The organism is Mesoflavibacter zeaxanthinifaciens subsp. sabulilitoris, assembly GCF_014191595.1.
Classification (GTDB): Bacteria; Bacteroidota; Bacteroidia; order Flavobacteriales; family Flavobacteriaceae; genus Mesoflavibacter; species Mesoflavibacter zeaxanthinifaciens.
In genome coordinates, this window is record NZ_JACHWV010000005.1 from 78,252 (window position 1) to 103,519 (window position 25,268).

Below are 25,268 nucleotides of genomic sequence, written 5' to 3' on the forward strand. Positions count from 1 at the left end.
AAAAACATTTTTAACCTTGATTGCCTAGTAAATACATTGGTTTTACATACCTTTGCATGATTTTTTGAAGCAATATGTTAAAACTTTTTTCAAATAACTTCTGGGATTTTATAGCTCGTAAAATTTTGCGTAACAAAATTGGTATTCTATTAGGCATCATTGTCATTACCATTTTATTAAGTACGCAATGGAAATACATGCGTTTTACATACACAGAAGCAAACCTTTTACCAGACGACCACGAAGTAAACATTAAGTACAACGAGTTTTTAAAGGTCTTTGGAGAAGAAGGTAATTTGATTGTTTTAGGTATAAAAGACCCTAAACTTTTTACTGTTGAAAAACTTAATGCATGGAATAACCTATCAGAAAGTTTTAAATCTGCTCCAGAGGTAGAGACTGTAATTTCTATAAAGGATCTTCAAAAACTTGTAAAAGATACAGATAAAGAACAATTTAAATTAGAACCTTTTATAAAAGATTCTATAAAGTCTATTGCTCAAATTGAAACTTTACAAGACGAGCTTTTTAATAAATATCCGTTTTACGATAACTTTTTATTTAATAAAAAAAGTAAAACTGTTAGAACTGCTATATATTTAAAAAAAGATATAGTTAATACACCTGCAAGAAAAGATTTTGTTTTAAATAATCTTGAAGAAAACATTAAAGCATTTGAGACTGCAAATAATATGCAGGTTCGCGTTTCTGGCATGCCATATATTCGTACATTAAATGCTCAAAATATTGTTGACGAGATAAATCTTTTTGTAATAGCTGCTCTTGTTGTTACATCCTTAATTTTCTTTTTATTCTTTAGATCTTTTAGAGCTACTTTAATTTCATTAATAGTCGTTTGTATTGGTGTTATGTGGACACTTGGATTTCTAGGAATGCTTAAATACGAAATTACAGTACTTACTGCATTAATACCGCCATTAATTATCGTTATTGGTATACCTAACTGTATTTTCTTAATCAATAAATACCAACACGAGGTAAAATCTCATGGTAATAAAGTAAAGAGTTTACAGCGTGTTATAACCAAAGTTGGTAACGCCACGTTAATGACTAATGTTACCACTGCATCTGGGTTTGCAACATTTATTTTAACAGAAAGTACGTTATTAAAAGAATTTGGTGTTGTAGCATCGTTAAGTATACTTGCCATTTTCATACTATGCTTGCTTATAATTCCTATAATTTACACCTTTTTACCTTATCCAAAAGAGAGACATTTAGAACATTTAAACAAACGTTGGATTGGTGGTTTTGTAAATTGGATGGAACATATGGTTAGAGAAAAACGTATTACCATTTACATTACGTCGTTAGTTCTTTTAGTAGTCTGTATAATAGGTATTTATCAAATACGTATATCTGGAAGTTTAATAGAAGATATGCCAAAAAAGGCACAATTCTTTAAAGACATTCGTTTTTTTGAAGAAGAATTTAATGGCATCATGCCATTAGAAATTATGGTAGACACCAAACGTAAAAAAGGCGTTATGAAGCTGTCTACTCTAAAACGCATGGATAAAATTGAAGAGTTTATTGTAGAAACTCCAGAATTATCAAAACCAATTTCAGTTGTAGATTTAGTTAAATACTCAAAACAAGCATACTACAACGGAAATCCAAAATACTATCAATTACCAACTAGTCAAGAAAACAGCTTTATTTTAAGCTATGCTAAAAATTCGTCATCAGACGTAGATTTACTTTCAAATTTTGTAGATAGTACAGGTCAATATGCACGCATTACCACCTTTATGAAAGATATTGGTACTGATAGAATGGAGCGTATTCAAGAAAATTTACAAGAAAAAATAGATAACACTTTCCCTAAAGAACGTTACAATGTAACTATGACTGGTAAAGCGTTGGTATTTCAAAAAGGGACAAAATACTTAGTCAAAAATCTAGCTATTTCGTTAAGCTTAGCCATTTTATTAATATCACTATTTATGGCGTATATGTTTCGTTCATTCAGAATGATAGTAGTGTCGCTAATTCCTAACCTTTTACCTTTAGTAGTAACAGCAGGATTAATGGGTTATTTAGGTGTACCTATAAAACCATCTACAATCTTAGTATTTAGTATTGCTTTTGGTATATCTGTGGACGATACCATTCACTTTTTAGCAAAATATAGACAAGAGTTACAAGCCAATAACTGGAAAATTAAAAAATCGGTTTATGGCGCTTTACGCGAAACTGGCGTTAGTATGTTTTATACATCTATAGTACTATTTTTTGGATTTTCAGTATTTATCATTTCTAGTTTTGGTGGTACCGTTGCACTTGGTGCTTTAGTATCCGTAACGCTATTATTTGCCATGCTATCTAACTTACTATTGTTACCATCATTACTACTTTCTTTAGAAAGAAATATTGCCAATAAAGAAGTATTAAAAAAACCTGCAATAAATATTATTCCTGAAGAAGATAATGAAGAGGTATCTATTTCTGATAAGGAATAAATAAAAAACTCTATTTTTGAATTAAAATTTTTTAAAATGAATCAATATACAGTCGCTACATTATTAGAAGAAACTAAATTTCAAGAAGTACATATAAAAGGTTGGGTACGTACCTTTAGAGCAAATCGTTTTATAGCTTTAAACGACGGTTCTACAATTAATAATATACAATGTGTAGTTGATTTTGAAAATACAGATGAAAACATCTTAAAACGCATTACAACTGGTGCTGCTGTTGCCATTACTGGTGATTTAGTAGAAAGTCAAGGTAAAGGCCAAAAAGTAGAGATTGCAGTAACTAATATTGAAATTTTAGGAGATTCTGACGCAGAAACTTACCCTATTCAACCTAAAAAACACACGTTTGAGTTTTTAAGAGAAAATGCACATTTACGTACAAGAACAAACACATTTAGTGCAGTGATGCGTTTAAGATCTGCATTGTCTTTTGCTATTCATAAATATTTTAATGATAATGGATTTTACTACATGCACACGCCAATAATTACAGGAAGTGATGCAGAAGGTGCAGGAGAAATGTTCCGCGTAAGCGCATTAGACCCTAAAAATCCACCATTAACAGAAGACGGAGACGTAAACTATAAAGAAGACTTTTTTGGTAAAGAAACTAACCTTACAGTTTCTGGTCAATTAGAAGCCGAAACTTACGCAATGTCTTTAGGTAAAGTCTACACGTTTGGACCAACATTTAGAGCAGAAAACTCTAACACATCACGTCACTTAGCAGAGTTTTGGATGATTGAGCCTGAAGTAGCTTTTATGGATCTTGCTGGTAACATGGATTTGGCAGAAGATTTTATGAAAAGCGTTATCACTTACGTTTTAGAAAATTGCCAAGACGATTTACAGTTTTTAGACGACCGTTTATTTAACGAAGAAAAAACAAAACCACAAGCAGAACGTAGCGATATGCGCCTAATAGAAAAATTAAAGTTTGTAACAGAAAACAACTTTAAGCGCGTAAGCTATACAGAAGCAATAGATATTTTACGTAACAGTAAACCAAACAAGAAGAAAAAATTTAAATATATTATAGAAGAATGGGGCGCAGATTTACAATCTGAGCACGAACGTTTTTTAGTTGAAAAACACTTTAAATGTCCTGTAATTTTATTTGATTATCCAGCAAATATCAAAGCATTTTACATGCGTTTAAACGAAGACGGAAAAACGGTAAGAGCAATGGATATTTTATTCCCTGGTATTGGAGAGATTGTTGGAGGATCACAACGTGAAGAGCGTTTAGACGTTTTAAAAGAAAAAATGTCTGCGTTAGATATTCCAGAAGAAGAATTATGGTGGTACTTAGACTTACGTAAATATGGTACTGCAGTACACTCTGGATTTGGTTTAGGGTTTGAGCGTTTAGTTATGTTTGCAACAGGTATGACAAACATTAGAGACGTTATTCCTTATCCAAGAACACCTCAAAACGCAGAGTTTTAAATAAATCATAATCCTACAACTATTTAAATTCTTGTAGGATTTTTTTATTATTTTTATAATTCATCATAATCTTTATGCTTAAACAATATTTACAGTTCAAATTATCGCAAAAATTGTCTCCGCAACAAATTCAATTAATGAAATTGATCCAGTTGCCTACACAAGCTTTTGAACAACGTTTAAAGCAAGAATTAGAAGAAAATCCAGCACTAGAAACTGGTAAAGAAGAAAGAAAAGACGATTTTGATGATAATTTTGACAACAGTCAAGATGATTATGAAGATAACGATAAGATTGAAGCAGAAGATATTAATGTTGATGATTATTTAAGTGATGACGAGATACCAGATTATCGTACAAGCGCAAATAATTACAGTGCAGATGATGACGAAAAAAGTGTCCCTTATGCATCAGGAACAACATTTACCCAACATTTAATAAATCAATTAAACACGTTTAGACTATCTGACGAAGAACGAGATATTGCAGAATTTTTAGTTGGAAGTGTTGATGAAAGCGGTTACATAAGAAGAAGCTTATCAGATATTGTAGACGACTTAGCCTTTACACAAAGCGTTTATACGGATGAAGAAAAAGTAGAAAATATACTTAAAAAAGTACAACAATTAGATCCTGCTGGTGTTGCAGCAAGAAGTCTTCAAGAATGTTTAAGTATTCAATTACATCGTAAAGAAAAACATCCAGATGTTGAGCTTGCAATTGAAATTATAGATCAAGCTTTTGAAAAATTCACAAAAAAGCATTACAAAAAATTAATGCAAAAGTTTGATGTCAGTGAAGAGCAATTAAAAGAAGCTATACATGAAATTGAACGTCTTAACCCTAAACCTGGCGGTTCTTACTCAGGAAATAATCGTATTGTAGAGCATGTTGTACCAGATTTTGCTATCAAAATAGTTGATGGAGAGTTAGAGCTTACTTTAAACGGGCGTAATGCTCCAGAGCTTCATGTATCTAGAGAATACAATAACATGCTTAAAGGCTACAAAGAGTCTAAAGATAAAAGCAAACAGCAAAAAGATGCAGTGTTATTTATAAAACAAAAATTAGATGCTGCAAAATGGTTTATAGAAGCTATAAAACAGCGTCAACAAACACTTTTTGTTACGATGAGTGCAATAATGCATTATCAAAAAGAATACTTTTTAACTGGTGACGAGCGTAAGCTAAAACCAATGATTTTAAAAGACATTGCTGACGAGATTGATATGGATGTTTCTACAGTCTCACGCGTTGCAAATAGTAAATATGTAGATACACCTTATGGTACCAAATTGATTAAAGAATTTTTCTCAGAATCTATGACTAATGATCAAGGTGAAGAAGTATCTACTAGAGAAATTAAAAAAATATTAGAAACTGTTATTGAAGAAGAAGACAAGAAAAAACCTTTAACAGATGCAGCTTTATCTAAAATTTTAAAAGAAAAAGGATACCCTATAGCAAGACGTACTGTAGCAAAATATAGAGAACAGCTTGATATACCTGTAGCAAGGTTAAGAAAGACCATTTAATGAAGTGGTTAATAAAAAGCATATCATTTATATTTCATCCTATTGTAATGCCTTTAATTGCGGTAGTGTTTTACTTTCATAAAACACCAAGGTTTATACCAGAACAATGGGTTGATGCTAAAATTATTTCCCTTACTATTCTTTCTGTATTTTTACCTATATTAATTTATTATTTATTAAAAACCTTAGGAAAAGCTGAAAGTATTTACCTTAAAAGTACAGAAGAAAGAATTTTTCCTTTACTAATTAATATCTTTATAATAGGTTTAATTATATACCGTGTATTTCCATCGTATCAAATAATAGAATTATATTACTTCTTTATTGGTGTATTAATCTCTAATATTACCGCTTTAGTTTTAAACATAACTAAATTTAAAGTTAGTTTACACATGACTGCTGTTGGTGGTGTTTTTATGTTTTTTATTGGATTTGCTATTCACTTTAGCAAAAATATAAATGGCACATTAGCACTAATGGCTATTATTACAGGCGCTATTGCTACTTCTAGGCTATATTTAAAAGCTCATACTCTTAAAGAACTTATAATAGGCTTAATGATAGGCGCTATACCACAAATTATAGTAGAAAATTATTGGCTATAAATTTAAAGAATATAAAACATCAAACCTATTTTGATATCAGTCATATCAATAGGATTGTTATTAACATTACTATTGTCAAAAATTGGGTTTAGTCCGTAGTATAAATGAAAATTCCAAGTACTATAACCTGCACTTAAGGTTAACCCATATTGAAGCGTATTAAAGCTGTCTATTTGCTTTATTCTTATGTTTTCAGGTTCTCCTTCGTACTTAGAAGAGTTAGAAAAAACATAACCAAATTTAACTCCAGTATAAATTCTCCAGAAATTATATTCTTTTGCTTTAGATGTTCTCCATCTAAACTCGATCGGTAATTCAACTATTGAAGTGTAAAACTTATTTTTAGAGTAATTAACATCATCATTAATTACAGAAAAATTTATCTCCTTATTATTTTCAGAGATTAAAAGATTTTGGTTATAACTATTAAAAGATAAACCTAAACCAACTCCTATAGCTTTGTTTCGTTTTTTATTAATTGGCATATCCCTTATAAAACCGAAGTGAAACCCGCTTGAAAACTTATTTTGATTAACTCCATTGGGTTTATTGTTTAGTAGGTTATAAGTAACACCTAAATAAAACTGATCTTCTCTATAAAGCGAATCTGTTACGTTAGGAAATGGAGACTCTTCTTCTTGGGCCAAAAGAGACGTATAACTAAGTATAAAAAATAATATTAACCTAAACTTCATTTTTAAAACTAATAAGTATAAAGGTATAAAAAACAAAAGGTGTTTTGAAAATCAAAACACCTTTTGTTATAAAATTAAGAGTATTCTTATTTAAGTGCACTACCTTTTTTAGTAGTGTAATTAATTTTAAGTTGTCCAGCTTTACGTAAAGCTTGTTCTATATCAGAAACTAATCCCATATTTGTTGATTTATCTACTTTTAAAGCAGTAATTAACTTAGGAATTTCTTCTTCACGTTTACTAGCACGTTCTGCAGCAACAAAAACACCTATATCGTTTATATCGGCAAGTTTGTCATTTAACTGAATTCTTGCTTCAGTACCATATCTGTCTTTATAACTGTCACTAGGTGGACCTGCATAAATAAACATGATTAAGTTTTTCTGACCTAATTTTTCAGTATCTGCAGCAGACGGCAAATTGTTTTTTATCTTCAAACTACTGTCTCTCATTACGGTTGCTACCATGAAAAAGAATAATAGCATGAATACAATATCCGGTAAAGATGCTGTAGAAATTGCTGGTAGCTCATTACTACCTTTCTTTTTAAATTTTGACATAGTTTTTAATTAAAATTGTGGTTCTGCTTTAGATATGATTCTAGGATATTTTTTCTTAATATTCTCTATCTTATCTTTTAGTTTCTCGCTTTTAAACTCTGAAGACTTAGAGTCATCATAAGTTGCTTCCATTTCTTTAAAAGAACGGTTGTAAAGCTTTTGAGATAATTTTTCTCTTAACTCAGAATAAGCGCTTACTAGTTGATCATAAACTGTAATAAACGTCTCATAATCGGTAGCTCTAGAGTGAGTTATCGAAATAATCGCTTTTGTAGGATGATCTGATGATTCTGGATTACGTTCTCCACTACAATAATCACATCTCTCTCCTTCTGCGCTTTGCCCGCCTCCGTTATCAATAAACTTTAATGCAGCAGCTTTAAGATCTTTAATTTCCATTAAATCTCCTTCAACCAACATTTGGTTGCTCTTGTTAAGCTCAACTGTAAAGATATTCTTCTGCTTAATTTTAACTTCTGGTGGCGGAATATCTGGTGGTAACTTAGAGTTAATACCAGAATCCACTTCTATAGTAGTTGTTACTAAGAAGAATATTAATAATAAGAAGGCAATGTCAGCCATAGAGCCTGCATTAACTTCTGGTGCTGATCTTTTTGCCATAATTTATTTTATTAATTTTTTGATACCTGAGAATAACATTGCTCCTGCTGCAGTTAGTATTAACACATAAAATGCGATTAATCCTGCTCCAACCATATGAGATTCTCCTTCTGTAGCTGGGTTACCTCCGTACTTGTAAACCATCGTATCTCCTCCTGATACAGCATAAGATACAATTAGCACTGCTAAGAATGCTCCTACACCTATTAACGTATTTTTTAGAGATCCAGTATTTGAAAATAAATTTTTAAATACAAAAATGATTACTGATAAAAGGATAATAAAAAGTACTATGTATGCTACATAAGACATGTAGTCTACAACAGCATTGTCTCCTGCTTTAATAGCTTCGTCTCCTGTTGCTAAAATACCAATTAATAAACCTATACCAGCTAAACTCAATACTAAAGCAACTATTTTTAAAATCTTGTGCATAATCTTTAATTTTTAAAGTTAGTAATTGAGTGAATTATTTCTTGTACTTAGATAACATATCGATTAAAGTGATAGAAGAATCTTCCATGTCATTAACGATGCTATCAATTTTTGCAATAATATAGTTATAAAAAATTTGTAAGATAATTGCTACGATAAGACCAAATACTGTAGTTAATAAGGCTACTTTAATACCTCCTGCTACTAATGATGGTTGCATATCTCCAGCTGCTTCAATTTTATCAAAAGCTTGGATCATACCAATTACCGTACCCATGAATCCTAACATTGGTGCTAATGCGATAAATAAAGAAATCCAAGAAACGTTTTTCTCTAATTGTCCCATTTGTACTCCACCGTAAGCTACTACTGCTTTTTCTGCAGCTTCTAAGTCTCCATCTGCTCTATCTAAACCTTGGTAAAAGATAGAAGCAACAGGTCCTTTTGTATTACGACAAACTTCTTTTGCAGCTTCAATTCCTCCAGATTGTAAAGCGTCTTCTACATCTTGAGTTAATTTTTTAGAATTTGTAGTAGATAAGTTTAAAAAGATAATTCTTTCAATAGCAATTGCTAAACCAAGAATTAAACATAATAATACAATCCCCATAAATCCTGGTCCACCTTCTATAAAACGCTTTTTAAGTTCTTGGTGGAATCCTAATTCTTCAGCTGGCGCATCTGCAGCTTCATTAGAATCTTCTTGAGTTAAGACTACAGTTGTTGCAGTTGTCATTGCAGCATTTGCAGTTGCGTTAGCTGTTCCGAAAGCCATAATACATGCTATAGCTAGGATAGAAAATAATCTTTTCATTTTGTTCTTCTTAATTTTATTAGTTAAAGTGTTAAAGATATAAAAAATTATGTAATCTGAAATAAAAAACTACGCAGAGAGGAAGGGATTCGAACCCTCGATACGCTATTAACATATACACACTTTCCAGGCGTGCGCCTTAAACCACTCGGCCACCTCTCTGTAATTACTTATTTGTTCTTACAGCACGGCAAATAACAAAAAAATATTCTAAAGCTGAAATTTTAGACGTTAATTTTAGGTCATTTCACCTCTTAAGGACGTTTCAAATATGGTTTTGAATAAGTTAGGAGAAATATTTTGCCCCAATAAATACATCATTTTTACTAAAGCAGCTTCTGTAGTAATGTCTTTTCCAGAGATTAAACCTATTCTTTTAAGGTTTTCGCTAGTTTCGTATCTTCCCATAATTACACTTCCTCCAGAACATTGGGTGACATTAACTATATGTATACCTTTTTTTGTGGTTTCTCTTAATAAATCTAAAAACCATGGTTCTGTAGAGCAGTTTCCTGCCCCATAAGTTTCTAAAACGACACCTTTTAATCCTTCACTTTTAAAAATTGATTCTAAAACTTGTTTTGTGATGCCAGGGAATAGTTTTACAAGCGCTATATTTTCATCTAAATTTTTATGTACAATTAAGTCTTTTCTTGGGTTTGGCTTCCACAAGTATTCATTATTAATTTTAAGATGCACACCGCTTTCTGCTAAATCTGGATAATTTAGGCTTGCAAAAGCTTCAAAATGTTCTGCGTTGATTTTTGTAGTTCGGTTGGCACGATACAATTTATATTCAAAATACAAACAGACTTCTTTGATTATAGGTTTGTTATAATATTGAAGCGATGCTATTTGAATTGACGTAATTAAATTTTCTTTAGCATCTGTACGTAAATCTCCTATTGGCAATTGTGAACCAGTAAAAATAACTGGTTTTGCTAAATGTTCTAACATAAAACTTAAAGCTGATGCTGTATAGCTCATGGTATCACTTCCATGAAGCACTACAAAACCATCAAAAGCTTCGTATTTGTTTTCAATAATTTCAGCAATTTGCGTCCAATATTTTGGTTGCATGTTACTAGAATCTATTGGATCTTTAAACGATATGGTTTCTATATTACAGTCTAATAGCTTTAACTCTGGTATACGTTTAAGAAGATTGTTAAAATCGAAAGCTCGTAACGCTCCAGTTTCTGGGTCTTTTATCATACCAATGGTTCCACCGGTGTAGATTAAAAGTATGTTAGGTATGGTTTTAGTCATTTCGATTTATGATTTTTAGATTAAATACCAAAAACGTCTTTTGAATTTTCTGTAGTGATCTCAGCTATTTTTTCTTCTGAAACTTGATAAATATCCGATAATTTTTCTAATACTTTAGTAATGTAACTACTTTCATTACGTTTACCTCTATATGGCGTTGGCGCTAAATAAGGCGCATCGGTTTCTAAAACAATATGTTTTAAATCGATTTGATTTAAAAACTGATCTATTTTTCCGTTTTTAAACGTTGCTACGCCACCAATTCCTAATTTCATATTATAGCTTATGGCTTGTTTTGCTTGTTCTAAACTTCCTGTAAAGCAATGAAAAATACCGTATAAATTATCTCCTTTTTCTTCTTCTAAAATTTCAAACACCTCATCAAATGCATCACGACAATGTATTACTATTGGTAACTCGTGCTGTTTTGCCAATTGTATTTGTTGTCTAAAGGCATCTTGCTGAATTGATAATGTGGATTTATCCCAATATAAATCTATTCCTATTTCGCCAATTGCATAAAACTTGTGCTTATCCAACATGTCTACTACATGCTCTAACTCTTGATTATAATTATCTTTTACATGTGTTGGATGTAAACCTGTCATTAAAAACACATTGTTAGGATAATCTTTTTCTAGAGCTAACATGCCTTCTGTATAAGTGCTATCTATTGCTGGCACAAAAAAACGTGTTACACCTGCGTCTAATGCACGTTGCATCATTTGGTCTCTATCTTCGTCAAAAGCTTCACTATATAAATGTGTATGGGTATCTGTAATTATCATGTTGCAAAAGTAAAAAAGTCATCTTGTTTAAGATGACTTTTTAAGGCTTATTTAAAATTGATTTTTAATATAGCTTATTGAGTAATTTTTGTGCTTGCTTATAATCTTCGGCGTCTTCTGAGATGTTCTTTAACACGTTTTTACAAGCTTCTAAATTATCTTGTTTTAATTTGCTTAAGGCTAAATACCACATCGCTTTATTTTTATAGATTGAATTACCTTCTGATATTGCTTTTAATAATTCATCTGCTTCACTAAATTGATTGGTTTCAATCAACGTGATGCTTTTATAAAGTTGAACTTCAGTATTATTAGAATCTTCTTCTAAAATTTGATTAAAAAGCAACTCTGCCTCTTCATAGTTTTTAGTATTAAATGCCGTTTCAGCTTCTTTTAATAGCGCATCATTATCGCCTCTTACCGTTAAACTAATTTGATCGTAATTAGCAAAATCTGAATAACTTGGATCACTTGAAAATTGATTAAACACAAAAAATCCAAGTAACAACACAACACTTGCAGCTATTGCAAACTTGTAAAAACCAGATGATTTTTTCACGTTTACTTCTTCTTGTTGTGCATTTAGTTTTGAAAAATAATTATGAGATATATTGTCTAAATTGGCTCTAAAATCCATTGTTTTTTCTTCGTTTCCAATTTCGTGATCTAAGTGCGCAGAAATATCTTTATATATACTAAAAGATTGCTTAAAAGCTTTGTCAGTTTCTAATCTAGTTTCAAAAGCATTTGTAGCATTTTCATCTAAATTGCCTGACAAATAATCTTCAAAAAGGATGTACTCTTGTTCTTCCATAACATTAATAATTTAGCTGATTAAACGTTGGCGACTCTTGTACCATTTTTGTTAGCTGTCCTATGCATAAAGATTTTTTCTTTCGCGCATAAGCGTAACTTACATTAAGACTTGCTGCGACTTCTTCCATAGATTTTATTTTAAAAGTTGCATTTAGTAAGTCTTTACAAGCTTTTCCTAATTGGTCAAACATTTGATTAAATAAGTTTTGCTTGTTTTCAAAAATGGACGTTTCAAACACAAATTGAGCTGCATCGTCATCTTTAGATAACACCTCTTCGTTAATTGTTACCTCCTTATTATTAATTTTTTTTAAAGTATTTAACCATTTACGCTTACACAATAAAAAAAAGTACGCATCAAAAGGACAGGTTAACTGTAAGTTTTTCTGTATTGCTTGGTTATAAATTGTAATAATGGTGTCTTGTACTACATCTTGCGCATACTCTTCGTCACCACTATTTTGCTTCACATAGTTAATTACTTTAGGCACAAACTTGTCATATATAGTCTGTATGATAAAGGAATTATTATTGACCAATCCATCTATATACTTCTGGTCTTCGTGTACTTTTTTATTACTCATAAGCCCTTTGTTTTAAACGAATTTAAAAAAAGTTGAACAAAATAGGGTAACAATTTTTAAATGGATTTGATATAAGGGTGAATAAGCCAAAAGGCAACACAACTTAAAACGAAACAACAATTTAAAAATTAGAAATTATGAAACGTACAATTTTAATTATCGCAGCAGTAGTATTTGGATTATTAAACCTTAACGCTACAACAATAACAACAGAGCCTAACAGTGTAACAACTGCAACAATGACCAAAGACGATTTAGTAAAAGTCTATGATTGGTATGTAAAAACAACTACTGGTAAATTTAGAGGAACAGCAAAAACATTATTTGACGCTAAAAGACGCGCCAATTTAGTTGGACAAAACGAAGTAGTATTAGAACAAAAAATCAGCAACTATTTCATTTTAAAAAGTGAATTAAATAAGAAAGAAAACAGACTTTACTTCTGGGAAGTAAAAAGCGAAAAAGGTGAAGCTAAAGGATTTTCAACTTCAGAAGTTTCAGCAAAAAAGATGATTCAATTAGTTGCCAAAGGAGACGTAATCTCATATAAAATCATAGCTAGTAAACGATTAAAATAAAATTAATAAAAAAACAGGGTAACAAAATCCTTACCCTGTTTATATAAAAGTGTAACACATAAAAATTAGAAATCATGAAAATTACAACAAAATTTCACGAACACTTAAACAATAATAAGTACGTGAGTAAAACTTTAATTAACACAAAACAAATTTTAGGATCTTTATTATTAACTACATTATTATTTAGTAGTTGTAAAACAACAGACGACAACGATTTACCACCGTTTGAACCAAATCCAGCAACTGCACAAGAGTTTAAAAACATTAAAGATGAAGCGTTAGCAGACATTACTCAAAACTTCAGTTTTAATTCTGACGACGGATATATTACATTAACTTCAGAAAACGGTGTGCAATTAGGAATAAACGGTGACTGTTTAACCCTTAACGGAAACGAAATTACAGGTAACGTAGATATTGAGTATGTTGAAATTTTTGAAAAAGGTAACATGCTTACCACTAACAAACCTACAATGGGTACAATGCCTAATGGCGATAAAGCTATGCTTTTAACTGGTGGCGAATTTTTTATCGAAGCGACTCAAAACGGTCAAATTTTAGATACAAACTGCGCATTTAACTTATCAATACCAACAAGCTTAACTGGTGGAGCAGACCCAGAAATGGTACTTTGGGAAGGTACAATTGATGAAGATGATAATTTAACTTGGGATGAAGTTGAAGACGCAACTGGACAAGGTGGTGTTTTTGTAGAAGGTGGACAATATTATGCCTTTTTAAACAACTTTGGATGGTCTAACGTAGATCGTTTTTATAGTGATCCTAGACCAAAAACTCAAATACAAGCACAAGCACCAGTAGGATATAACTTTACAAACAGTGCTATATATTTATCGTATGACGGAGAAGATACTGGTCTTGCAGCCTTAGACACTTATGATGGTGAACTAAATTTATTTAGTGAGCATTACGGGCAAATCCCAATTGGTTTAGAGTGTCATGTTATTTTTGTAACCGAAGATAATGGTCAATGGAGGTATGCTATTAAAGCAGTTACGATTGCAGAAAATGATATAATCACATTTACATTTGAAGATACTTCAGTAACCTCAGAAGCTAGTTTAATTTCAATAATAAATGCGCTACCATAATCAATTTACCTACTTAGCAAAAACCAGAAATTTACGTTTCTGGTTTTTGTGTTTTACCAAATCAAAATAATTATCGTTACATTTAATTACTTAATTCACAGAGTCATGAAACATTTTATCGCTATAATCCTTACTGTCTTTGCTGTTGTTTTGTGCTATTCTCAAGAAAATATTGCAAAAGACACCATGCAACGCATAGCCACAATAGAGCATAAATTTGAAGGAAACCAAGTAAAGTTTAGACCAAACGCGCCAGAATTAAACCAAATTGCTGGAGCACCTAAAGCGTTTTATACTAATTATTGGGAATTTGGTGATGGCACCTACAGCAAAGAAAACAACCCTACAAAAACCTATAAAAAGCCTGGTGAATACGAAGTCCGCTTATGGGCAACCAACAATTACGATACTGGTAAAACTCCAACCTCAAGACCTAAAAAAATTAAGGTTACAAATGTAGATGAAAGCTATAATGAGGAAGCAAGTATGACCACAAATTTTGATTTACAACGCAATCGCGAGCCTGTTCCAGAAGAAGAATTTGTCGTTATTGTTAAATACAAAAACACAAAGGATTATGTCACCAATGGTAAAGTTTTTCTGTTTTATAATGAAAAACAATTTAAAGCAGACAATTTTGAAATTTCAGAAAGCAGAATGTATCATAATGAAAATGAAATTAACACCGAAGATTTAGTATTCACTTCCAAATTAGATACCGATAATTATTACGCTTCCGCGGAAAACAAAATACTTAAACTACAATTAAAACTTCAAGACTCTACCGAAAAGCAAAACCTACCATTAACCTTAGAAGAATCTAAAGCTAAATACAACAACAGCACTGCGTTTACCTTTAAAAACATGCAACCAAACGAAGAGCGCAACGTATTCTACACCATAAAAACTACGCCAGAAATGATTAAAGATACTAGCGCTATTGTTAGCGTTAGAGGCATATATGTACCAGATGAAAACTACGATAATCACAACGTCAAAGACATGGAAATGGAAATAGTCACATCTCATGATCCAAACAAAATGTCTACCAGCGCTTTTTTAATGAATTATAGATTGGTGCGTTTTAAAAAGCCAAAATTTAAAATCAAATTTCAAAATAATGGCGAAGGACCAGCAAGAACAATTCGTTTAGAAACTGATATTCCAGAGATTTTTGACAAATCAACTATTGAGGTTTTAGACATGTATCCTAAGGTTAAAATTTGCCCAAAATACGATGTAGAATACAGTTGTTTAGATACTACGTATACGCAAAAACAAGCCATTTTCACCTTTAAAAACATTTACTTACCTGGTAGCGAGCAAAAAAATGTCAAAGAATACGACTCGACAAAAGGTTTTGTAAAATACAGAATTAAGTTTGGTAAAAACTTTCATAAAATTAAAACCAAATCAAGAACAGCAATCATATTTGACAAAAACGAACCTATAATTACCAACTACTCTACTACTCGTTTTATGCCTGGTATTTCTATTGGTGCAAAAGCGGGTTATAATTACTTTTTTGATTTAGACAATTCTAAAAGTTATTTTGTTGGCGCAACACTTTCACCTTACAAATCGTATCGATTTTATTGGCAAGTCGAGTTATTAAATAGTTTGCATGAGTTTGATGGTAGCACTCAAATTTCAGAGCAATTTACAGATAACGGTGCTACTGGCGAATTATTTTTTAGACGTACAACAACATCTACAAGCTATAACAATATAGATTGGGAAGTTCCCGTTTTATTAAGGTATAACGTCAATAATTACATTGGTTTGGGTGCTGGTTTACAAGGAATGATTTCGGTTAGTCAAAAAGAAAGCACAACAACAACCATAGAAGATTACGAAAACATAAATACGGTTCCTGGCGCATTAATTAGTAGCGAAACTATATCTACTGAAAACAAAGCATCTTTTACCAATTTTAGAAGTGGTTTTTTAGTTGAAGCTACAGCTGGTTTTGCTAGAATTGGACCAAGCATTGGTGCTAGATACGTTTTCAACTTTAAAGACAATTACAACTATATGCAGTTTTATGCGATTTGGAAATTTTGATAAAAAACGAATTAATTTATAAATGAAATACAGCCTCATTTTCCTTCTTCTACTTTCCTTTTCTACTGCTTTTTCGCAAGATTTAGAAGAAGCTATTTATGTGGCTACAGAAAAATTTAATGCTAATAGAACTGCTGAAAGTTTTTCAACTTTACTAAAAAAAGAAACAGATTTTAGACCAAAAATCAAAACTATTGATGAGCAGTTAGCGTATTTCTTTTTATTGATTAATAAAGGACATTATTTAGACAATATAAACAAACAACCACAAGCTATTTTGGCTTATCAAACTGCCTGGAATATTTACAACAATCACCAATTAAGCACTATTACAGACTATGATATTATAGACTATTGTCTAAAACCATTAGGTATTTTATATAATAAAGTTGGCGATTACACCAATGCAGAAAACACCATAAAGCAATACATTTTTATTGCAGAAAAAAACAAAAACAACTCACAACGTATTGCAGGCGCCATCAATTTAGCTCAATTATATTTTACAGCAGGAAAATTTGATGAAGCCATAAAAGTTTCAGAAAATGGACTTCAAATTGCTGGCTTAACTTCTTCCAAAAAAGAAAAATTATTAGCCATAAAAAATAACAATCAGATAGCTTTAAACAACTCTGAAGCCACTACAATAAAAACCAAAAACCCAGAAGTTAAATATAATTTAGCTCTTAAAAGTAAAGATTATAAACAGGCTTTATTGCACTTGCGAGAAATGATTACAGAACAGTATAACAAACAAGAATTCTCAGCCAGAGCAATTGCAAAATTACACGTGCTTAATGCCCAACTTCATTTAAAATTAGACCATAAAAACGCTTGTGCTTTAGAGCTTAAAAATGCTTTAAAGGTTTTGTTGCCAAATCACGATGCTAATATCTTACCTAAATATGAAGATTTATATGCAGAAAATACGTTTATTGATATTTTTGATTTACTTGGCAATATTCAAATTAGCAGTATAAATGCTTTAGATTGTTACGACCGTAGTTTTTATGTCTCCAATTTATTAACAGAAAATATTACTTCTCAAGAAGCAAAATTGCGTCATGCAGATAAAAACAGAAAACGAAGTGAGGCTTGTATAGCTATACTTTACCAAGATTTTAAAACCTTAAAAACGCCAAATATTATTGTAAAAGCTTTGGCTTATGCCGAAAAAAATAAAGCATCAATTTTAAAAGAAACTATTGCTAAAAAAAGTCTTTTACAACTTCACCCAAAAGATACTTTGCTATTAAGAGAACAAGTTTTATTAACGAAACAAGCAGATTTAACCAATCAACTTATAAAAGCTGAATTTGAAAAAAAATCTGAAACAGTTAATGATCTAAGCTATAAATTATCCAAAATAAGCAACGACTTAAAAGTCCTAAAAAACAAAATTGATTTAAGTTATCCCAACGATAAAAATGAAAACTTTATTGATAATTTAAAACAAAAACTAAAAAAAGAAAAAGCGTCTTTAGTCGAATACTTTTATGGTGAAAATGATATTTACACCTTCATCATTTCAGATAAATCTTTACAGTTTTTTAAATTAAAAAGAGATAAATCTTTTGATGCTTCAATTTCTAATTATATAGGTTATTTTAATTCGCCAAACGCTATAAACAATGATGTATCTAAGTTTACAACAGATGCATTTAAACTGTATCAACAATTAAAATTAAATCGTGTAAAAGCTTCTAATAACCTTATAGTGATACCCGATGGTTTTTTAAATTTTATTCCTTTTGAAAGTTTGATTTCAAAAAAAACAAAGACAACCAAATATAGTAAAATGCCTTTTTTAATAAAAAAACAATGCATTGTTTATAACACAAGCGCAGAAATATTCTTAAAAGGAAAGCAACCAGAATTTGATGATCATGTATTAGGAATATTTCCTGTGTTTAAAAACACTAAAAAGGCTTTAACTTTTTCTGAAGACGAAGCCAAAAGTATAGATCAATTTACAGATGCAAAGTTTTTAATGTATACTAATGCGACTAAAAAAGACGCTTTTATACAAGCGGATAATTATGGGATTTTACATTTTTCTACACATGCAGATGCAGGTAGTTTTAGTATACCCGCAAATATCGAGTTTGCAGACGACAATCTGTACTTAAATGAATTATACACAAAACAATTAGATAATAATTTAGTTGTTTTAAGTGCATGCGAGACTGGCATTGGTAAACTAAACAAGGGTGAAGGTAGTATGAGTTTAGCTAGAGGATTTCAATATGCAGGCATTGACCAATTAGTCTTTTCTCTTTGGAAAGTTAATGACAAATCTACATCCCAAATTATGCATAACTTTTACAAAAACTATAACAAATTTGAATCTGTAGCTATAGCAAATCAAAAATCTAAACAGCAATATTTAGATGATAAGTCAATAACTAACGCAAAAAAATCGCCTTATTATTGGAGTGCTTTTGTCTATTATGGAACAACAACAATTAAAGGAAAATCCTCTATATTAATTTACTTACTTTTTACTTTTATTGGTTTAGCTATTACATTACTTTTATGGTCTGTTATTAGAAAACAAAAACATGGAAGACAAGCTTAAAGATTTTTTATTAGGACAAGATTATGTTCGTGTAAAGTTAAAACTTACTAAAACTAATCACTTTGAAATTAAAGCTACCATAAACGGAGTTAAAGGACTGTTTATTCTTGATACAGGTGCTTCTAATAGCTGTGTAGGATTTGAAGCTGCAGAAAAATTTGACTTAAAAAAAGTTAAGGATTCCAAAATATTAGCTGCAGGTGCGGGAGCAATAGATATGGCTACTCAAATTTCAAAAAAAAATAAAATAAAAATTGGACGACTTAAGATAGACAAAGTATCTCTTGTTCTATTTGATTTAAGTCATGTAAATATAGCTTTAACAAATCATAACTCTAAACCTGTTGATGGAATTATCGGTGCAGATATTTTAAAAAAAATAAAAGCCATTATAGACTACAATAAAAAATATCTTTACCTGAAGAAGTTTAAGTAAACATTTTTTATAACTTTAAATTAACTAAATCTACAATAAATGAGTGTTTCTATTGTCATAGCAGATGACCATCCTTTAATGTTAAGAGGTTTATCCGATTATATTTCTTCAAAAGGATTTAATATAATAGGTAGTGCAGAAGACGGAAAAACAGCCTACAACCATATTGTAAAACTTAAGCCAGATTTAGCGCTTTTAGATATAAGAATGCCAGGTATGACTGGACTAGAAGTTGCAAAAGCATGTTATAAAAACAATTTACCTACAAAGGTAATACTTATAACTTTTGATAATGAAGAACACCTTTTTGATCAAGCTAAAGAATACAATGTCTATGGTTATATACTAAAAGAATTTGCTATAGAAGAAATTGAACAATGCATAAATAGCGCTATAAAAGGTGAACCTTATTTTAGCCAAGAAATTGCTTCATATTTAAATTCAAAAATTAATTATTCTAGCAAAAACTTAAATAAACTTTTAACGCCGACAGAATTAAAAATTTTAAAATTGGTTTCTAATGAAATGTCAAGCTTAGAAATCTCTGAAACACTTAACTCTTCTATTAGGACAGTTGAAAAGCACAGAAGCAATATTGTAAAAAAACTAGATTTAAAAGCTTCTCAAAACGCACTAGCCATTTGGGCACAGTTAAACAAAGAGTTTATAAAAAACACTTAATACAATGTCTAAATATTTAAAAGAAACTAAGCAAACCCAAAGTAATACAATTATTTTGGGTTTATTTTTTAAGAGTTTTCGTAACATTTTCGTAAATATACGTAGACCTACGTATTTCACAGAATGTATTTATGCATTACTTTAGCATTGCTATTAATCAATTTTGGGAAAACTGAAAAAGGCTCTAAACCACTTAACCAAGGTTTGGGGCTTTTTTATTAAAAAAGGTTTTCGTAATGTTTTCGTAAATATACGTAGACCTACGTATTTTGTAAGAATTTTATATCATATAATTTAGCGTCGCTATTAAAATCAATTTTGGGAGAATTGATTAAAAGCCCTATTCATGCCTCTTTGTTTAGGGCTTTTCTACTTATTACAACTAGAAGTTTCGTTATTTTTTCGTAAATATACGTAGTAGTACGTATTTTATTTAATAAACATTACAATTACCTTTACAATGCTATTAATTAGTTCTTAGGGAGAATTATATTTTTAACTCTGCATCATATAATGGTGCAGGGTTTTAATTTTAAATTAAAAAAACAACAAAATGGACACAAGCAGATCAAAATACAGTAGTATGTTTATATTATGTATCATATTACTAGCAGTTGCAGTGGTTGCATTTAACTTATACTGCCTTTAAAGCATAAAAAAAGAGCTACTAAATAGTAGCTCTTTTTTTTATAACCTTATTTACTTTTTTAAAGTTCTAATGCTTTCTTAATATCGTTATCCATTAATAACTCAGAAGGATTTTCTAAAGCTTCTTTTACAGCTACTAAGAAACCAACACTTTCTTTACCATCAATGATTCTATGATCATAAGATAAGGCAACATACATCATTGGATGAATTTCTACTTTTCCATCTACAGCAATTGGACGCTCTATAATGTTGTGCATACCTAAAATACCACTTTGAGGCGGGTTAATAATTGGTGTCGATAACATACTTCCAAATACACCTCCATTAGAAATTGTAAATGTACCACCAGTCATTTCGTCTACAGTAATTTGTCCATCTCTAGCGCGTAATGCTAAACGTTTTACTTCTGCTTCTACTCCTCTAAAAGATAGGTTTTCTGCATTTCTAATTACAGGCACCATTAGTCCTTTAGGACCAGATACTGCTATACTAACATCTACAAAGTCATAAGAGATCATTTCTTTACCATCTATCATAGAGTTAACAGCAGGATACATTTTTAATGCTCTTACAACTGCTAATGTAAAGAAAGACATAAACCCTAAACTAACTCCGTGTTTAGATTTAAATTCTTCTTTGTATTGTTTACGTAATTCAAAAATTGGTGTCATGTTAACTTCATTAAAAGTAGTTAACATCGCTGTCGTGTTTTTAGCTTCTACCAAACGTTCTGCTACTTTACGACGTAACATAGACATTTTGCTACGAGATTGTCCTCTATTTCCTCCTGTTGGAGTACCCATAGATGGAACTGCTTTTACTGCGTCATCTTTTGTAACACGACCATCTTTACCTGTACCTTGCACAGCACTTGCTTCTATACCTTTTTCTGCTAAAATTTTCTTTGCAGCAGGACTTGCGGTACCAGATGCATAAGTTTCTTTTGCTGGGTTTGGTGCTTTTTCTTCTGTATTAGGTGTAGATTTTTGATCTTGTGCTACATCTTTTTCTGCATTACTATTTCCACCTTCGTCACCACCTTTAAAGGTTGTACTTTCTGGCGCTTCTGCACTAGTATCGATTAAACAAACAACTTGTCCTACCTCTACAGCGTCTCCTTCTTCAGCTTTTAAGGTAATAATACCACTTGCTTCTGCTGGTAGTTCTAAGGTAGCTTTATCGCTATCTACCTCTGCAATTGCTTGGTCTTTTTCTACATAATCACCATCTTGAACTAACCATTCTGCTATTTCAACTTCTGTGATTGATTCGCCTGGAGAAGGCACTTTCATTTCTAAAATCATTGTGATATAATTTTATGCTTGTGTTTTGTTTTATTATTTTTTACTAAGTTGGAATCCTTTGATTTTGTTTTCTTCATCTAGAAGAAAAAAAGCTTCGCCAGTTCCGTTTTCAAATGTTACTATATAAGTATGTCCTGTTCGTACTATATCTTTTAACTCTCTACTCTTTATTTTACCTAAAGCTCCAGCATTAATTTCATTTTTAAAAAAAGTATTTACTTTTTCTAAAGTAAACGTTTTTTTAAAATTATCATCTAACATGTTATAAATAGCTCTGTAGTTATCATTATTATAATGTTTTGTAAAGATATCTACCGTTGTTTTATAATTGGTCTTTTCTGTATTTTGAGAAAATCCTATTGCAAAACTTAACATAGCTACAATTAATACTATTCCTTTTTTCATCTTTATTGAATTAAAAGCTTATCGCTGGTTATTTTTTGTTTTGTCAAAAACGAAATCTATGACTTCTTTATGACGTTTTTTAGATCTTACAGAACTTCCTGCTGCTGGTGCACCGTAAGGCCTTCTAGATGCTGCTCTAAAGCTTTTAGCTTCTTCTAAGTGCATCATCATATGCATGTATGCGCCCATGTTTCTTGGCTCTTCTTGTGCCCAAACCACATCTTCTACATGCTTATATTTATCTAAAATTTCTCTTATTTTTTCTACAGGTAACGGGAACAACTGTTCTATCCTTACTATAGCTACATCGTTACGGTTTAGATTTTCTCTTTCTTCATCTAAATCGTAATAGAACTTTCCTGTTACAAATACTAATGTTTTTACATCTTCGGTTTTTACTGAAGTATCTTCGATTACCGTCTGGAAACTTCCGTTAGCAAACTCTTCTACTGTACTAACACATTTTGGATGACGTAACAAACTTTTTGGTGTAAACACTATTAATGGTTTACGGTAATTAGATAACATTTGACGTCTTAACAAATGGAACATATTTGCAGGTGTAGTACAATCGGCAACAAACATATTGTCTTTTGCACATAATTGTAAGTAACGCTCCATACGAGCTGAGGAGTGCTCTGCTCCTTGACCTTCGTAACCATGAGGTAAAAGCATTACTAGTCCGTTTTGTGTTTTCCATTTATCTTCTCCTGAAGATATATATTGGTCTAACATGATTTGCGCTCCGTTACTAAAGTCTCCAAACTGAGCTTCCCATATGGTTAATGTTTTTGGGCTAGCCATAGCATAACCATAGTCAAAACCTACAACACCATATTCTGACAATAATGAGTTATAAATATAAAAATGACCTTGATTGTTATCTAAATTATTTAGTAATACTATTTCTTCTTCGCTATCTTCTACTTTTACAACTGCATGTCTGTGAGAGAAAGTACCACGTTCTACATCTTGACCTGTTATACGTACATCGTAACCTTCGGTTAGTAAAGTACCGTAAGCTAAATGCTCTGCCATAGCCCAATCCAACCTGTCCTCGTCAAACATGGTTTGTCTAGATTGGATTAATCTTTCTATTTTTCTGATAAACTTTTTATCTTCTGGCAAGTTTGATATTACTTTGGTAATATCTGCAAGCTTCTCTTTACTTGTTGTTGTATCTACAGTTTGCATCATTACTTTTTCGTCTACACGTACAAAATCTTTCCACGTGTCTTCCATAAATGGAGTAATGATTGTCTTATCTTCTTTTCTAGAATCTTCTAATTTTTCTTCTAGTTGGTCTTTATAATCTGTCTCTAATTGCTTTACGTAATCTTTATCTATAACTCCGCTATTAATTAGCTTCTCTGCATAGATATCTCTAGGATTTGCATGCTTTGCAATTGCTTTATAAAGTTTTGGCTGGGTAAATCTAGGTTCGTCTCCTTCGTTATGCCCATATTTTCTATAACCTAATAGATCTATAAATACATCTCTACTAAAGTTCATTCTAAAATCTAAAGCAAATAGCATTGCGTGTACTACAGCTTCTGCATCGTCTGCATTAACGTGTAATACTGGCGACAAGGTTACCTTACCAACATCTGTACAATAGGTACTAGAACGTGCATCTAAATAATTTGTTGTAAATCCTACTTGGTTATTTACAACAACATGTATAGTTCCGTTTGTTTTGTAACCGTCAAGTTGAGCCATTTGAACAATCTCGTAAACTAAACCTTGACCTGCAATTGCTGCATCACCATGTACTACAATCGGCAATACTTTACTAAAGTTATCTTTATGTTTTTGATCTTGTTTTGCTCTAGATATACCTTCTACCACTGCTCCTACTGTTTCTAGATGCGAAGGGTTAGGCGCTATACTTAAATTTATTTTTTTTCCTGTATCTGTACTACGTTGACTTGTCCAACCCAAATGATATTTAACATCTCCGTCAAAGACTTCTTCTTCATAATCTTTACCATCAAACTCGCTAAAAATATCTTTTGCAGATTTACCAAAGATATTTGTTAAGGTACTTAAACGACCTCTGTGTGCCATACCCATTACAAATTCTTCTACGCCTAGCTCTGCTGCTTTTTCTATTACTGCATCTAATGCAGGGATTAACGATTCTCCTCCTTCTAAAGAGAAACGTTTTTGCCCAACGTATTTAGTGTGCAGAAAGGTTTCGAAAGATACAGCTTCGTTTAACTTTTTTAGAATATGCTTTTTTTGATCGGCAGTAAAACTTGGTTGATTATCGTTTATGTTTAACTTATTTTGTATCCATTTAATTTCTTCTGGCTGACGTATATACATATATTCAATACCAATAGAATCACAATAAATACTATCTAAGTGTTTTAAAATTTCTCTTAAAGATTGTGTACCTATACCTAAAATTTCACCTGCATTAAACTGGGTATCTAGGTCTGCTTCAGACAAACCAAAATTTGCTAGTTCTAATGTTGGCGCGTATTTTCTACGCTCTCTAACTGGATTGGTTTTAGTAAAAAGATGACCTCTACTACGGTAACCATCTATTAAATTTACTACCTGAAATTCTTTTTGAAGATGCTCTGGTATTTGTGCCGAGACACCTTCTACAATTTCTCCTTCCATTCCATAGTTTTCACTTCCAAAGTCATAACCTTGAAAAAATGCTCTCCAACTTGGCTCTACAGAGTCAGGGTTTTTTAAATATTGATCGTATAATTCAGCAAAGTATGCTGTATGTGCTGCGTTTAAAAAGGAATATTTATCCATTATTATTTG

Annotated in this window: 22 protein-coding genes and 1 tRNA gene; 10 read left to right on the forward strand and 13 right to left on the reverse strand. The window is 31.3% G+C overall.

Annotated features, from left to right (window positions below):
- Positions 1–74 precede the first annotated feature (74 nt).
- The 4 genes from FHS04_RS08575 to FHS04_RS08590 all read left to right on the forward strand — a co-directional run bounded on the left by FHS04_RS08575 (position 75) and on the right by FHS04_RS08590 (position 6,090).
- Positions 75–2,483, forward strand: coding sequence for an efflux RND transporter permease subunit (locus FHS04_RS08575; protein WP_106677412.1), 2,409 nt, complete (start codon positions 75–77; stop codon positions 2,481–2,483).
- Positions 2,484–2,519: 36 nt separating this feature from the next.
- Entirely contained in the window at positions 2,520–3,950 is a 1,431-nt protein-coding gene (asnS, locus tag FHS04_RS08580) for an asparagine--tRNA ligase (protein WP_106677410.1), read from the forward strand.
- Between the two features lie 74 nt (positions 3,951–4,024).
- Positions 4,025–5,485, forward strand: a complete 1,461-nt coding sequence (rpoN, locus tag FHS04_RS08585) for an RNA polymerase factor sigma-54 (RefSeq protein ID WP_106677408.1) — start codon at positions 4,025–4,027, stop codon at positions 5,483–5,485.
- The gene (locus tag FHS04_RS08590) at positions 5,485–6,090 is read left to right on the forward strand and encodes a hypothetical protein (RefSeq protein ID WP_027879487.1); all 606 of its coding nucleotides are present in this window, start codon (positions 5,485–5,487) and stop codon (positions 6,088–6,090) included. Before rpoN ends, FHS04_RS08590 begins: the two co-directional genes overlap by 1 nt.
- A gap of 2 nt (positions 6,091–6,092) precedes the next feature.
- Here the strand turns inward: FHS04_RS08590 and FHS04_RS08595 are convergent, their stop codons facing one another.
- The 10 genes from FHS04_RS08595 to FHS04_RS08640 all read right to left on the reverse strand — a co-directional run bounded on the left by FHS04_RS08595 (position 6,093) and on the right by FHS04_RS08640 (position 12,672).
- A complete protein-coding gene (locus FHS04_RS08595; RefSeq protein WP_106677406.1) occupies positions 6,093–6,785 on the reverse strand; it encodes a porin family protein in 693 nt (230 codons plus the stop codon).
- Between the two features lie 86 nt (positions 6,786–6,871).
- Entirely contained in the window at positions 6,872–7,345 is a 474-nt protein-coding gene (locus FHS04_RS08600; RefSeq protein ID WP_027879489.1) for an ExbD/TolR family protein, read from the reverse strand.
- A 9-nt stretch (positions 7,346–7,354) separates the two neighbouring features.
- Complete coding sequence (locus tag FHS04_RS08605; protein ID WP_106677404.1) at positions 7,355–7,966, reverse strand: ExbD/TolR family protein; 612 nt, start codon at positions 7,964–7,966, stop codon at positions 7,355–7,357.
- A gap of 3 nt (positions 7,967–7,969) precedes the next feature.
- Entirely contained in the window at positions 7,970–8,401 is a 432-nt protein-coding gene (locus FHS04_RS08610) for a hypothetical protein (protein ID WP_027879491.1), read from the reverse strand.
- Between the two features lie 34 nt (positions 8,402–8,435).
- A complete protein-coding gene (locus FHS04_RS08615; RefSeq protein ID WP_027879492.1) occupies positions 8,436–9,215 on the reverse strand; it encodes a MotA/TolQ/ExbB proton channel family protein in 780 nt (259 codons plus the stop codon).
- A 74-nt stretch (positions 9,216–9,289) separates the two neighbouring features.
- A tRNA-Ser gene (locus tag FHS04_RS08620) sits at positions 9,290–9,377 on the reverse strand.
- Positions 9,378–9,452: 75 nt separating this feature from the next.
- Complete coding sequence (locus tag FHS04_RS08625) at positions 9,453–10,484, reverse strand: asparaginase (protein WP_106677402.1); 1,032 nt, start codon at positions 10,482–10,484, stop codon at positions 9,453–9,455.
- A 20-nt stretch (positions 10,485–10,504) separates the two neighbouring features.
- The gene (locus FHS04_RS08630; RefSeq protein WP_106677400.1) at positions 10,505–11,272 is read right to left on the reverse strand and encodes a TatD family hydrolase; all 768 of its coding nucleotides are present in this window, start codon (positions 11,270–11,272) and stop codon (positions 10,505–10,507) included.
- Positions 11,273–11,336: 64 nt separating this feature from the next.
- Positions 11,337–12,086 carry a tetratricopeptide repeat protein gene (locus tag FHS04_RS08635; protein WP_106677398.1) on the reverse strand — a complete coding sequence of 250 codons (750 nt, stop codon included), beginning with the start codon at positions 12,084–12,086 and terminating at the stop codon, positions 11,337–11,339.
- Positions 12,087–12,090: 4 nt separating this feature from the next.
- Positions 12,091–12,672, reverse strand: a complete 582-nt coding sequence (locus FHS04_RS08640) for an RNA polymerase sigma factor (protein ID WP_106677396.1) — start codon at positions 12,670–12,672, stop codon at positions 12,091–12,093.
- Positions 12,673–12,809: 137 nt separating this feature from the next.
- Between FHS04_RS08640 and FHS04_RS08645 the strand changes: the two genes are divergently transcribed.
- The 6 genes from FHS04_RS08645 (at position 12,810) to FHS04_RS08670 (ending at position 20,124) form a co-directional block, all read left to right on the forward strand.
- Positions 12,810–13,250, forward strand: coding sequence for a hypothetical protein (locus FHS04_RS08645; protein WP_106677394.1), 441 nt, complete (start codon positions 12,810–12,812; stop codon positions 13,248–13,250).
- Positions 13,251–13,324: 74 nt separating this feature from the next.
- A complete protein-coding gene (locus FHS04_RS08650; RefSeq protein WP_221184972.1) occupies positions 13,325–14,365 on the forward strand; it encodes a hypothetical protein in 1,041 nt (346 codons plus the stop codon).
- A 105-nt stretch (positions 14,366–14,470) separates the two neighbouring features.
- A complete protein-coding gene (locus FHS04_RS08655) occupies positions 14,471–16,429 on the forward strand; it encodes a PKD domain-containing protein (RefSeq protein ID WP_106677392.1) in 1,959 nt (652 codons plus the stop codon).
- Positions 16,430–16,451: 22 nt separating this feature from the next.
- Positions 16,452–19,007, forward strand: coding sequence for a CHAT domain-containing protein (locus tag FHS04_RS08660; protein ID WP_106677390.1), 2,556 nt, complete (start codon positions 16,452–16,454; stop codon positions 19,005–19,007).
- A complete protein-coding gene (locus FHS04_RS08665) occupies positions 18,991–19,443 on the forward strand; it encodes a retropepsin-like aspartic protease (RefSeq protein WP_106677388.1) in 453 nt (150 codons plus the stop codon). Before FHS04_RS08660 ends, FHS04_RS08665 begins: the two co-directional genes overlap by 17 nt.
- A 39-nt stretch (positions 19,444–19,482) precedes the next feature.
- A complete protein-coding gene (locus tag FHS04_RS08670) occupies positions 19,483–20,124 on the forward strand; it encodes a response regulator transcription factor (protein WP_027879502.1) in 642 nt (213 codons plus the stop codon).
- 707 nt (positions 20,125–20,831) lie between these two features.
- On the opposite strand, the gene odhB is transcribed toward FHS04_RS08670, so the two are convergent.
- Genes odhB through FHS04_RS08685 form a run of 3 tightly spaced genes read right to left on the reverse strand, consistent with a single transcriptional unit; the run spans position 20,832 to position 25,259 of the window.
- The gene (gene odhB / locus FHS04_RS08675; RefSeq protein WP_106677385.1) at positions 20,832–22,079 is read right to left on the reverse strand and encodes a 2-oxoglutarate dehydrogenase complex dihydrolipoyllysine-residue succinyltransferase; all 1,248 of its coding nucleotides are present in this window, start codon (positions 22,077–22,079) and stop codon (positions 20,832–20,834) included.
- 33 nt (positions 22,080–22,112) lie between these two features.
- A complete protein-coding gene (locus tag FHS04_RS08680; RefSeq protein ID WP_106677383.1) occupies positions 22,113–22,484 on the reverse strand; it encodes a DUF3887 domain-containing protein in 372 nt (123 codons plus the stop codon).
- A gap of 18 nt (positions 22,485–22,502) precedes the next feature.
- On the reverse strand, positions 22,503–25,259 hold the full coding sequence (locus tag FHS04_RS08685; protein ID WP_106677381.1) for a 2-oxoglutarate dehydrogenase E1 component: 2,757 nt from the start codon (positions 25,257–25,259) through the stop codon (positions 22,503–22,505).
- Between the last annotated feature and the right edge of the window lie 9 nt (positions 25,260–25,268).